This window comes from Sediminibacterium roseum (assembly GCF_009939005.1).
GTDB lineage: Bacteria > Bacteroidota > Bacteroidia > Chitinophagales > Chitinophagaceae > Sediminibacterium > Sediminibacterium roseum.
The window spans coordinates 1,008,788-1,021,650 of the sequence record NZ_JAACJS010000015.1; the positions used below are offsets into that span (position 1 = coordinate 1,008,788).

General features: G+C 42.8%; 8 protein-coding genes. 2 read left to right on the plus strand and 6 right to left on the minus strand.

All coding sequences use genetic code 11. The annotated features are described in order from the left end of the window. Positions 1 to 29: 29 nt before the first annotated feature. On the minus strand, positions 30 to 2,234 hold the full coding sequence (locus GWC95_RS15590; protein WP_161819641.1) for a ThiF family adenylyltransferase: 2,205 nt from the start codon (positions 2,232 to 2,234) through the stop codon (positions 30 to 32). Then, on the minus strand, positions 2,234 to 3,334 hold the full coding sequence (locus GWC95_RS15595; RefSeq protein WP_161819642.1) for a ComEC/Rec2 family competence protein: 1,101 nt from the start codon (positions 3,332 to 3,334) through the stop codon (positions 2,234 to 2,236). Before GWC95_RS15595 ends, GWC95_RS15590 begins: the two co-directional genes overlap by 1 nt. A 367-nt stretch (positions 3,335 to 3,701) precedes the next feature. On the opposite strand from GWC95_RS15595, the gene GWC95_RS15600 reads away from it, so the two are divergent. Continuing rightward, entirely contained in the window at positions 3,702 to 4,766 is a 1,065-nt protein-coding gene (locus GWC95_RS15600) for a hypothetical protein (protein WP_161819643.1), read from the plus strand. A gap of 13 nt (positions 4,767 to 4,779) precedes the next feature. Here the strand turns inward: GWC95_RS15600 and GWC95_RS15605 are convergent, their stop codons facing one another. Together GWC95_RS15605 and GWC95_RS15610 are read right to left on the minus strand one after the other, a co-directional pair. Beyond that, positions 4,780 to 7,659 carry a type I restriction endonuclease subunit R gene (locus tag GWC95_RS15605; protein ID WP_161819644.1) on the minus strand — a complete coding sequence of 960 codons (2,880 nt, stop codon included), beginning with the start codon at positions 7,657 to 7,659 and terminating at the stop codon, positions 4,780 to 4,782. A 39-nt stretch (positions 7,660 to 7,698) separates the two neighbouring features. Next, positions 7,699 to 8,625 (minus strand): tyrosine-type recombinase/integrase, encoded by a 927-nt coding sequence (locus GWC95_RS15610; RefSeq protein WP_161819645.1) that lies wholly within the window; start codon positions 8,623 to 8,625, stop codon positions 7,699 to 7,701. 86 nt (positions 8,626 to 8,711) lie between these two features. Here GWC95_RS15610 and GWC95_RS15615 point away from each other — a divergent pair, with 86 nt between their 5' ends. After that, positions 8,712 to 9,899, plus strand: a complete 1,188-nt coding sequence (locus GWC95_RS15615; protein WP_202630302.1) for a restriction endonuclease subunit S — start codon at positions 8,712 to 8,714, stop codon at positions 9,897 to 9,899. On the opposite strand, the gene GWC95_RS15620 is transcribed toward GWC95_RS15615, so the two are convergent. Further along, positions 9,892 to 11,052: a restriction endonuclease subunit S gene (locus GWC95_RS15620; protein ID WP_161819646.1), complete on the minus strand. Its 1,161-nt coding sequence runs from the start codon at positions 11,050 to 11,052 to the stop codon at positions 9,892 to 9,894. The genes GWC95_RS15615 and GWC95_RS15620 overlap by 8 nt on opposite strands. A gap of 56 nt (positions 11,053 to 11,108) precedes the next feature. Beyond that, positions 11,109 to 12,695 (minus strand): type I restriction-modification system subunit M, encoded by a 1,587-nt coding sequence (locus GWC95_RS15625; protein ID WP_161819647.1) that lies wholly within the window; start codon positions 12,693 to 12,695, stop codon positions 11,109 to 11,111. Positions 12,696 to 12,863: the final 168 nt, after the last annotated feature.

Sequence of the window (12,863 nt, forward strand, 5' to 3'; positions counted from 1 at the left end):
CTTACGTTTTGTTTTGTGGATATTCTCCTTCATACTGTCTTTGAAATATAAAATCTGGATTCTCTGTTTTCCCCCGCAATGGCCATCAAGGCAGGCAATCCTTCCTGATACATATTTTCGTGCAGCCACGCAAACAGGATCAGGTCGTCCTCACTCATACCCGGCCCATATCCTTCCGGATGACTATGCCATTCACCGATATACTGTAAGCCACCAGCGGTGACCTGGGCGACATGGCGCAGTTCCTCGCCCAGGTTTTTGATCCCGCGTATATAAGCGGTCGGGTATTCGTAGCTATCTTCCGGCGAACCGATGATGTCGGCTACAAAAACAATTTTCCGTTCCATATCATAGGTACCCAGTAACACCCCGCCCGTTTCATTGGGTAATTTTCCTGCGCGCCGCTCGTAGATTTTGTCGATTAGGTAGTCGTCATAGAAGACGGTCCAGTCACCCAGCGTTTGAGCGATAGGAAGCTGCACTTCGGCCTGGTGTGCTGTGACCGATAGTGTATCGGGATCGGTGCGCCAGACCTTGATGGAAGGCTTGTCACTGGTGAGCACTTGCTTAAAATATTTAGAACCGATCCCTGCAGCGAGTGCAATTGAATCCTGGGGTAGCGTGGAAGAAATATCCCTGCAACCCGCACCATAGCGGATGGGCTCTCCTTCCTTCTTAAAATGGTCGTGCAGTGGGTCGGTGTGTAGCAGAAAACGCAGGTACTGCACTTCCAGTGCCATTGCATCATACTTCGCTTGCTTGTCCTGCACAATCGCTACCAGGTCTGTTCCGGAAGGGTTTAAGAAAAAGCTGGCGATCCTGCGCCCATCAGCCAAACCGGCCAGTGATCGGTAGGCTGCGGTGGATGCTGACAGGTCAACGAGCAATTCTGATGATGCGATTGCTTGCAGAACCGCAGGATCTGTTTGATCGTTCACCACATCTTTTACAAGCGGTGTAACACTGCCTTTCAGAATACTGTTTGCCTGGCGCGCAAGTCCCAGTACCTTACTAGTCATCAGATCAAACCCCAGTAATGTATGGCGGGCGAGGTTGTGCGGAAACAGCAAATCCGGATCGGCTACGGACCATTTACCAATGCCAGCTCTTACCAGGTTCATGATAAACTGCGAACCGAGCGCACCGGCACCAACCGCAAAGCAGGGCGTTACCACCAGTAACCCTTCCACGCTATTCATGTAATGAGCCAGCGCTGGTTGGAAAGGAAGTACGGGACGAAGAATGCCGATCTCCACAGTCTTCAATAGTTCCGTACTGATGGCCCCCATCACATAACCCATACCCAGTTCCGGGGCCAGGTCATCCCAGAGATTCAACTTTTTCCCAATGGTAGCAAGTGAGTCTGCTGTCAGGAACACAAAATGATCGATGGAAACCACCTCCCCATTCTCTTCTCTTATTTTGGGAAGGTCAATCATCAGTAGCAACCTGTTATTCAGGTTGATACCGGCCGTTTTATGAGCGGTAAGTTTTTGCTTTAAAAAATCAGCAAGATCAATGCCAGCAGCCAAAAGCAGTTCAGCTAAAGTACGCAGGTCACGCGGCGAACGCTTGATAATACCATGCAGTTGCGGTTTACCGACAAGACATTCCAGGCTGGCTGGAAACTGTTGACCACCTCGATTATGACCGGTTGCAACCAAAGACAATCGGTTTCGATACTGTCCGCCGATATCGTACAGGTACACCTCCTGGTTTGCGGTAACACTTTCCAGATAGATCACACCGTCCTCACCCATCATCAACGGCTCAAGCGGTTGGTCGCTCTGGTGCAATTCACCCAGCGCCGATAAACGCAGCCATTCCCTGATCCGCTCCAGGAACAGGAAGCCGGTCCAGAATAGTTTGACCTCATTGTAGTCCTGGTTGTAAAGGCAAAGCGAACGCGGCTTTTCCTGGATCTCCAGCAACTGGTGTGGCAGTTCGGGAAAATCTTCCCGTAACATCCATACACGCGGATAAAATGCATCTTTGGGATCGAACAATACAGCAAACGTTTCTTCACCTCGTATATCACACACACGTTTGGAGGACAGCTGGACCTGTGCCCTGACAACAACGGTTTCCGTCCCATCCGCCAGCTTCAAAACCTGGCTCACTTCTGCGAATGGCGAAAGATCTACCGCTTCATAAAACGCAGCGGCCTTAGTAATCGTAATACTGACCGGATCCATTGGATCGCCGGCCAGTGTGAGTAGTGTCTGTGGTTTCATTAGCCTGCTTTGGGTGCTCGTCTGTCGGTCACGAATCCAGCAGGCGCAAGGGTTTTGAGTAAAGTGGTTCCGTAATTGTTGACGACGATTTCAATCGCGCGTGGCGCGGCACTGTTCGGGAAGGACATCGTCACCTGCAGCTCACCATCCTTGTCATCAGCAACGGACTGGTAATAGTTGTTGGCCTGCTTATGCGGTGGTTGCACCGTATCGTAAACAGCCGGTACCGGGCAGGAAGGCGAGATCAATAAGGGATTGTCACCTGCATGTTCTTCAAAAAGCTTTTTCACCGGGCCGACTGGCTCGGTAATGGTTTCGCCTTTTTCCGGCGCAAGTGATTTGTAGCTCATGTGGTGGGCGATATGCACAATATCCCAGTTTAGCCGGTGCTCATTGCCAAATCTTTCGCTGGCAGCGATCACATGATCCAGCAATTGCCAATCGGCATCACCGAGCAGAAGGAACTTGGTTTGCTGCTGGTTGGTGAACGTAGCCTGCAACACCATGCAAGCATCATTGCGATTGATCTCTGTATCGGCATCGATTGTATAGGCAAAGGGTGCATGCGCGAAAAATTCCACTTCGGGATTCTCAGCTCCCCAGCCTGGAACGCTCTTGCCTGCATCCACGATCAGGTGCTGTACTTCCTCGAAAGGAATGCCTTCCTTTTTCAGCCAGTCTTTCAGTTTGTTCGGTTTGGAAAAAACCTTGATGCCCGTTTTCTGCCTGAGCCGGTACCTGGCTTCTGCCCTTAGGATACGGGTTTCATCCTCGCAACCCTCTTCCAGGATCACCTGTGCAGGCACCCAGAGGTCATTGATCTTTTTACGGCCCTCACCCTGGTAAATCTTGGCGTGCCGCAGGTGAAAATATTCACTAAAACGTTGCACGTGGTCCAGGTCAGCGTGCGTAAACCCAACGGCATCGTAATAGTCGTTGGTAACATGTTTATCCAGTTCTTCAGGGAGATCGCAGCGCAGATCGTCCGGATCCCCAGTTTTCGTGTTAGCGTAATCAAACAGGATTCTTTTGCCGCTGTTTAATTTCAGCAGCGTTGTGTCGGCATTTCCCAGTGGGAAAAAGAGAAGATTGTGGCTCATAACCATTGTTAATCAGTTAAAAAATGAAAAAATGGACTTTAACTGATTTCGTTATGAACTGGCGGTACGATATTTATTATTATCTATATTGCAGCACAATACCTCTGACGAGGGGGTATAACTAACCAGGAAAGGCGGTTTTACCAAAGTCTACCTTTCTTAATGTATCAGCCCTTAACGGAAGCCGCGAACTTCTTTTAGGGGCTTTTTGTATCATGTGGGTTTATCAATCATGTGATGTAATGTTAACACTACAAAAATACTACTTCTTGTGAAAAAATCAAATTTTTATTAAAGTTTGCTGATTTAATAAAAATTTATTGTCGGTATTGCTTGATTTTCAAGGTCTAAACCCTAACATTGTGCTATGAATGACGCATCCTCCATCTTATTAGAGCAAAAGTTCGGCGATGCCCCACTGTTCAAAAGCCAGCAGGACCTGGTGAACCAGTTTCTGACCTTGGAGGGCAGTCCGTATGCATTACCCGCCAATGACCCAAATTTCCTTCGGATTCTCAATAACCTGAAAGCCTATATCTCCCAGCTATTATCTGATACAGTTAGCCGGACGGTAACAGACTCTTTTAAAATCGCTTTGCGGCTGGCCCTGGAAAAAAGGCTACAGCAGGATGAGGTCGGTGAAATATATAATCGTATACTGGATTCGCTAGGCAAAAAAAATGCAACGCTTACCAAAACGGAACGTTCTGTTTCGGCCACAAAAAACACATTCAAAGATGAATTGTCCGCCGCGAGTTATGTGAGCTATGTCACGGCAAAGCCTATGGATGTAGATAACATTATCAATGTAGGAAATTTCTCAATCAGGAAACTATTCTTTAATGACCTGATCGAGTTTTTATTCCGCCAGTCGGACAAACCAAAATATTACCGGTTCAATTTCCCTCTCGATACCTATTGCGATATTTTCTGGCACGGTTTAGAAAAGACGCTCAACAAATATTTTAACGAACACTTCGCTGACCGCGATAAAATCGACCGGCTACAAAACAAAAATCTGATCTCAAAAGAAACCTTACTGCATTACGAGGAAACATTGGGGAACAAACAGCGCGATGCATTACCGGCATTCATGCAGGACCCGCGCCAGTTGTCATTCGTTCACCAATTGATACGGGAACTGTTGACGTCCCTAAACCAGAAACGTATCATTTTAACCTTCGAAGTAAAAGAGCCCATTTATTCCATGCCGCTGATAGGCCTTAATCCGAATGAAGATGGCAGGTTATATTATTTGCTTGAAAACGACAACAAAGAACAATCACTGGTCAATTCTTCTAAAGAAGCTTTTCTGATCTGGCGCATTTTTGTCTGGGAGAAATTAAAAGCCGATAAGCGTTCAAAAGAAATCAAATTTTTACGAGATGTAAAAGACGAATCTGCAGACACAGAATCAGTAAGTGAACGGTGAGGTTGTTCACTACTTATCCCAAATCCATCCCATTAATAAACGTATCAATAAAATCCCGGATTCGCTGCAGGATCCTGTCACCACGGCTTTTTCTTTGCAGTACACCGGGCTGCTCCCCATTGATTAGGTCTAATACCTCGTCCCTGAGGGGTTCTCTTTCGGAGAACAAATATTCTTCGATCAGCTTCTCTGTCTTATCATGCGACAATCCTTCTTCATCCACCAGCTTGTGCATAGCCTTGCGCTGTTCCTTGTTCCAATATTCCTGAAAGGCACCTGCAATATCATCAGCTTTTTGAATTACGGGCATATTCTCCAGGATAAACTGTTCGATGAGTTCACGCTTACTACGCAACGTGGCTTCCGTATTAAGCAGGTTAAATATTTCTTCTCGCTGTTTGGCGCTGTCTTTTTTGTTCTGCATTTTCAGCTTCATCAACAGCTGGATGATATAAGACACATTGATGTCATCCCGATGTATCAGCTCTAATTCAAAATCTATATCATCGAGTATAGATACTTTCTCCTTCTGGTGAGCGCTTTTTACTTTATCATATAGGTCGAGGTATTTGCTTTTGTAATCTTCGAACTGCTGTTCATCGATGGCAAGGTCTTCCCAGGTAAAATCCGAAAAGGAGGCAAGCACATTTCTGACCCGCATCAGTTCCCTGAAGGCTTGCACGAAAGCCAGTTCATCATCTTCTGTTTCCAGCTCATTGACACTTTCAACTGTCGGCGTTACGGCCTGTAGTTTTTCATACGCCTCGTCCATTTTCGCCACATAATCGTCATAAGGCTGCATGATGATGACCTCGATCGCATCTTTGTTGCTGAACAGCGTAATCGCTTCATCGGTGTGATGCTTCAGATTACGGAACACAACAATATTTCCTTGTGACTTGGTTTCATTGATGATCCGGTTGGTACGACTATACGCTTGAATCAATCCATGATGTTTCAGGTTTTTATCGACATAGAGTGTATTAATTTTCTTAGCATCAAATCCCGTGAGAAACATATTTACCACAAGCAAAATATCGATCCGGTTATTTATATTCTCTGGATTTTTCTCCCGTTCCTTTAGCTTCTTCGAAATATCATTATAGTAATTATAGAAGTCTTCACTTGTCTTCGTAGAGTAAGCGGTGCCGAATTGCAGGTTGTAATCCGCGATACATTCATCTAGCTTCTCCCTGCTATGCGCATTGCCTCCGTCGATATTCATCAATCCGTTCGCATCATCATCGTTTTCATTGACACCATAGCTAAAGATCGTTGCTATGTTGAGATCATGTTCGCCTGCTACCTTTTTACGTTTGAGGATAGTATAGTAACGGATCAAACTTTTGACACTGTCAACACAAAACATGGCGGAGTATGCCCGGTTATGCGTCTTGCGGCCATGCTGGCTGGTAATATAACCGGCAATTTTTTCAAGCCTTGCATCGTCCTCCATTAACTCTTCCGTGTCAATATCTTCTACTTCGATATCGATCTCCGTTGCACTGTTTTTCTTTTTGTAACGACCAACATATTCAACGGAAAACTTGAGTACATTTTCGTCCTTGATAGCATCGGTGATAACATACTTGTGCAGACAATCTTCAAACAGATCCTTCGTAGTACGCTTACCAAATTCATTTTTTGTTGCGTTGTATGCGAAAATTGGAGTACCGGTAAACCCAAACACCTGCGCGTTTTGAAAATACTCCCGGATGCGGTTATGCGCGTCGCCAAACTGGCTGCGGTGACATTCATCGAAAATGAAAATGATGCGCTTATCCTGTACCTCCTGCATCTTTTTCTCATACCGTAATTTACTGATCGCCGTATTGAGCTTTTGAATGGTTGTAACTATCAGTTTGGTATTTTTCGCCTCTCCTTTCTTGTCTACATAGGTCCCTAATAACTGCTTCACCAGGTTACCGGTATGATCAGTCCCATCGACACTGCCACTGCTGAAACTGTTGAACTCTTTCGTCGTCTGGTAATCAAGATCCTTTCTGTCTACAACAAAAACGACTTTATATACCTGAGACATGCTTGTCAGAATCTGGCTCGCTTTAAAACTGGTCAATGTCTTTCCTGAACCAGTCGTATGCCAGACATATCCGTTTTTGGTTGAATTCTTGACCCGTTCGACCAGAGCTTCTACCGCATAGAACTGGTACGGTCGTAAGATCATCGGGATCCGGTACGTCTCGTTCAGTACGATGTACTTGCAGATCATTTTACTGATATGACAGGGTTCCAGGAAGGCGTCTGTGAACCCGTTCAGGATATTGGTCAGCCGTTTGTTGTCAACATTTGTCCAGTAAAAAGTCTGTTTGAAACTCTGATCTTTGTTATTGGCGTAATACTTTGTATTGACACCATTGCTGATGACAAAGACCTGCACATATTGGTACAGGGCGGAATGCGCCGCAAAGGAATGACGCTGGTAGCGGTTGACCTGGTTAAACGCTTCTTTCAGCTCAAGCCCCCGGCGCTTCAATTCAATCTGAACCAGCGGCAGGCCGTTGATAAGCAGGGTGACATCGAAGCGGTTTTTATACTTACCCTCGATGGTTACCTGATTGGTCAGCTGGTATTGATTCTGGCACCAATGTTCAATATTCAGAAATTCAAAGTACAGGTCATCGCCATTGTCCCGCTCAATATGTTGCTTTTCCCTTAGCGTTTTGGCTTTTTCAAATACGGTCCCTTTATTCAGGATATTGATCACTTTGTCGAACTCAGCTTGGGAAAAGGAAAGGTTATTGTGCTTTTCCAGTTGTTTTTTGAGGTTAGACAGCAGATCTTTTTCAGTTTCAACACGAACAGATTGATAACCCAACTTTTGCAGCTGGATTATCAATTGTTCTTCTAAGATCTGTTCAGATTGCCTCCCCATAAGATCAATATTACTAAGAAAAATGATATAACAGGGCAGCTATTTCAACGCTTTGAACATCTGGTCTATACACTTTTTCTTCTGTTCGATATTAGGATGGACATACAGATTCAATGTGGTACTTATATTAGAATGACCCAGCAGTACGCTGACAGTTTTATAATCGCACTTACTTTCTATACAGCGGGTAGCAAAACTGTGCCTCAACCCATGAAACTTTAGGTCTGGAATATTCAAAGATTGCATCAGACTTTTATAGTAAGCCCGATACGTACGGGGCTCTGTCGGCTTCGCGTCATTGGTCAGTACGAAAAAGTTCGCATTCATAATTTTCCGAATGGGTTTCAACACTTTCAATAGTTCTCCACTCATCGGAATATCTCGAATGGAGTTCTTGGTTTTAGGTGTGTCGAGCAAAAGCTCTGTCTTTCGGCTGCCGTCTTCAATAATATAAATACGTTGTATGGTTCTCCGCACATGAATAACCCCATTATCGGTATCTACATCCTCCCATGTAAGGGCACAAATTTCTCCGATCCGCATGCCGGCCGACAAACAGATATAGATGCCCAAGTTCCGGAATGTAAAATGCTCCCTCACATAATCCATAACAATCTTCTGGTGACTTCTCGTCAGTACGTCAACATGGTGTCTCTCCCGCTGCGTCGGGAATTGGACACTGAATGGCTTATACACCAACCATTTTTTCTTTTCACCGAATTTCAGTATCATCTTTAACACGATCAAGATATCCTTAATAGATTTTTGACTAAGCCCATCTCCGAGTTTTTTTAATACGAATCCCTGGACATCTTGTTCTTCTATATGCTCGGATGCTCCAAACACCGGCATAATGTGGTTTTCTAGCAATAAGGCATACGCAGACCAACTGGATCTTTTTACATACATCTGTTTGTCCGTCTTCCATTGCTGAGCAACTTCCGAAATCGTTTTTTGTTTCTCCATAATCGTTTTGGTTTAAATAATGATTAATAATCCTCAAATTATCATTTAGGATCCCAAATCCTTAAGTTCCATTCAAGGTTCCAAATTTGAGATTCCCAGGGTTTGAGGGGGAGTGGGTCGAAACCATCTTGGGAAAATGTGTCACTTCTCTTGAATATGGGATGAACGCTTCAGCTATAAAGTATGATGGCACGAATAAATATATCAGAATAACAGATATTGACGAACAATCATCTAGATATTTAGCTTCAGATCCTGTGTCACCAGATGGAGAATTAAACGATAAGTACTTGGTTAAAGAATCTGATATATTGTTCGCGAGGACCGGGGCTAGTGTCGGGAAAAGTTATTTGTATAATTGTAGTGACGGCAGATTGTATTTCGCCGGTTTTTTGATTCGGGCGAGGATAGCAAAGGAGTATAATGCACATTTCATTTTCGCACAGACTCAAAATCAGCATTATAATAGATGGGTGAAATTAATGTCAATGAGATCTGGGCAGCCCGGATTGAATTCTCAAGAATATGCTAGCTGTAAAATTTCCCTTACTAGTCGTAAAGAGCAAGACAAGATAGCGAGCTTCCTAGCACTACTCGACAGGAAAATCGACACTCAAAGCAAAATAATTGAGAGAACTGAATCTTCAATTAAAAGCATTGTAGATAGACTACTAAATCGAGCCGCAAGATTCAAAAGCGATAACGGAAGTCAATTTCCAAAGTGGACTAAGAAAAAAGTGGGAATCGTGCTTAAAAAATTTGAAAAAAAGGCCACTACAAACAATCAATATCCAGTGTTAACGTCAGCAAGAACTGGAATTTATTTTCAAAAAGATTACTTTGACGGTAACGATGTTGCAAGTAAAGACACCACCGGATATAATATTGTTCCCAGAGGTTATTTTACATATAGGCACATGAGTGATGATACAATATTTAAATTCAACATAAATACAATCTGCGACTACGGTATTGTGAGCACACTATATCCGGTATTCACTACGATAGGAGTTAATGACATTTTTTTACGCACTTACTTAAACGAATGTGCTGATTTTAAAAATTACGCATTAATGCAAAAGCAAGGTGGTTCCAGAACATACATGTACTTCAATAAGTTAACACAACTTGAATTATTATTCCCTTCACTGAGCGAGCAAAATCGTATTGCTGATTTTATAGTTTGGGGTGAAAAGAAAATCGAAATCGAGAATCAAATTCTCTTGAACTACAAAAAGCAAAAAAAATATTTGTTGGATAAAATGTTCATATAAACAATCGTGATAAAAGAACCCGTTTTTGCTTTTTCAGTTGGAAAAGCAAGTCGGTTTCCACTTTTATTTTGGAATCAATAGTTGACAGCAAATTGGAAATTTTGATCTGCTCTTTTATTGTTGGGTATGGTAAACTTATCTCTGAAAAATATTTATAACTAATCATTTTTCCGTCTCTGATACCTTCAAGTTTTTTATTAAGTAACTGAATATAGGAATTCGATTTAAAATAATACTTATAAAATCGATGATCTATTTCAACTTTGTTTCGTAAAATCACGTATGCCGGACTGCATATTCCTTTATAACTCGAATATTCAATACCACCTTGAAAGCTTCTTAAACTAATTATAAAATCACCAATTTCTACCACCTTATAACTTTCGATGCTTTTATCGGTTACTGATATTTGATAATCAATCAAATTTCTTGGTACCGCTCCCATATCTTGAGTAATTGCTAAAATAGGCAAGTCTGAGTTGTGATTTGTATTGGAACAGCTTGCGAAAATATCTGCTCCAGACATTTGTTTCCAATCATCGAATTCCTTTCCATTTTCGTCTTTAATTCTCAAGCGACGCAAAAAAAGGGTATTACTAAATGATTTGATTAAGGTTTTAAGGGTATCAATTATTTTGCTTTGAGTTTGAATACGAGTATCTAATAGAGAAAGGATTATGCCGATTTTTTTCTGCTCATCGGTTGTTTTAGGAATAATTGCTTCCACCCTTTCTAAATTCTTAACCGATAATCCCGGTTGCGCCATTCCAGTGGCATATTTATTCAAATTCAGGGCAGTTAATAGATAAAACATCCAATCTGAATCAATCGATTTATTAGGCGTGACAACTATTGCGTGTTCAGTTGCATGGAATCTGCCATCCGCAGGATTCACATTTCCGCATAGCGCTCCTTGGCGTCCAATTAATGAATATTTACCATCGTAATTGAAAGTTTTCGTGTATCCACGCAACCCATTTCCTCCATAACATGGATAATAATCCTTATTGGTAATGTGACTAATTTCTGAAGCATTTACGAATTTTCCCGCCTGCATTACACATAATTCACCTAAAGTTTTCTTGACCCACTCCCCCTCAAACCCCGGAAATCTCAAATTTGGAACCTTTATATCTTTTTGTTTTTTTGCCACAGCTCAGTGATTTTAAGAACCCATTTAGATGCATTAAGGATTGGACAGCCTCAAGTTTAACCCACTAATCCCAATTCTTTCAAATACATTTCTATTTCTTTATCCAGTTCGCTACGCTGAGACTCTAGCTGCTTAATGTCCGCCATTACTGCCTGGATATCGATCTCTTCTTCCTCTTCAAACGTATCAACATATCTCGGAATATTCAAGTTATAGTCATTCTCTTCGACTTCTTCTAAGGTGGCGCAATGACTGTATTTTTCAATCTCCTTTCTGTTGCGGTAAGTGTCAACAATTTTTTTGATATGTGCATCGCGCAATATATTCTGCGTTTTTACCTTTTCAAATTCACGACTCGCATCAATAAACAGAATATTCTCCGGGCTCTCCCTGCATTTCTTTAAAACCAGGATACATGTAGGAATACTGGTTCCATAGAAAATATTCCCAGGCAGGCCGATCACTGCGTCCAGGTAATTCTTTTGTTCGATCAGGTAACGACGGATATGCGCTTCTCCGCCACCACGGAAAAGAACACCATGCGGTAAAACAACCGCCATGATACCGTTTTCGGCCAAATGATAAACCATATGCTGTACGAATGCATAATCCGCTTTGCTTGCAGGGGCGAGTTTACCGTATTGACTAAACCGATCATCGCTTAAATGCAATGGATTGGCTGTCCATTCTGCAGAAAACGGCGGATTGGCCACGATAGCCTCAAATTGTTTGTCCATGTGCTGCGGCCGCTCAAGTGTATCATCCTGTTTGATATCAAACTTTCGGTAATGCACACCATGCAGAATCATGTTCATTCGGGCAAGGTTGTAAGTCGTGCGGTTCATTTCTTGGCCGTAAAAGTTAGTCACATTCTTCACTTCTCTTGCCACGCGCAGTAGAAGAGAGCCGGATCCACAGGTCGGGTCGTACACCGATTTCAATTTGTGCTTGTCCGTCGTAACAATCTTCGCGAGGATCTTCGATACCTCCTGCGGTGTATAAAACTCTCCCGCCTTTTTTCCAGCACCACTCGCAAATTGTCCGATTAGGTATTCATAAGAATCTCCAAGTATGTCTGAATCGGTGTCGTTTAATTTGAAATCGATCTTATCGAGATGACATAAGACTTTCGCAATAATTGCGTTGCGTGCTGCAGGTGTCTTACCAAGCTTTGTGCTGTTCAGGTCCATGTCTTCGAAAAGATTGTCAAAATCCTCTTCGCTCTCCGTTCCCATTGTACTCAGCTGAATATTACGCAGGATGGTTTGCAGGTCTCCTAAGATAAATTCCGATTTGTTCTCGTCAAATGCATCAGCATCTTTATTTTCACCCATTCCACGTTGTGCGATAAAAGTGAAAAGTTCCTCTGGCCCAAGAAAATATCCAAGCTTTTCAAGCGCCTCATCTTTAACGGCTTCTCTGTAATCTTTGTATTTAGCAATGCCGGGTTTTAGATCGGTGAATTTGATTTTGTCCTGCTTAAGGATCTCATTAGCAAACAGTTCCATCTTTTCACTCAGGTACTTAAAAAAGATAAAACCCAGGATATAATCACGGAATTCATCCGCATTCATTTTACCCCGCAGCGTATTGGCTATATTCCAAAGCTGCTGCTCCAGCATCCGTTTTTGATCTTCACTCATGGCAATTGGTTTGAGGGGTGAAATTATGGTTTCCCATTAATATTCCATTTTTCATGATTTTTATCGTTGAATTGACGGAACAATAGTGGTATGTCCTTAAATATAGGTATAATCTTATTTGTTTATATTTGATTCATTGCAACTAAACCTGGTCTAATGGGGGGTGAT

Bases quoted from the DNA above. Each gene is read 5' to 3' on its own strand.
- GWC95_RS15590 (WP_161819641.1), bottom strand. From the start codon at position 2,234: ATGAAACCACAGACACTACTCACACTGGCCGGCGATCCAATGGATCCG.
- GWC95_RS15595 (WP_161819642.1), bottom strand. From the start codon at position 3,334: ATGAGCCACAATCTTCTCTTTTTCCCACTGGGAAATGCCGACACAACG.
- GWC95_RS15600 (WP_161819643.1), top strand. From the start codon at position 3,702: ATGAATGACGCATCCTCCATCTTATTAGAGCAAAAGTTCGGCGATGCC.
- GWC95_RS15605 (WP_161819644.1), bottom strand. From the start codon at position 7,659: ATGGGGAGGCAATCTGAACAGATCTTAGAAGAACAATTGATAATCCAG.
- GWC95_RS15610 (WP_161819645.1), bottom strand. From the start codon at position 8,625: ATGGAGAAACAAAAAACGATTTCGGAAGTTGCTCAGCAATGGAAGACG.
- GWC95_RS15625 (WP_161819647.1), bottom strand. From the start codon at position 12,695: ATGAGTGAAGATCAAAAACGGATGCTGGAGCAGCAGCTTTGGAATATA.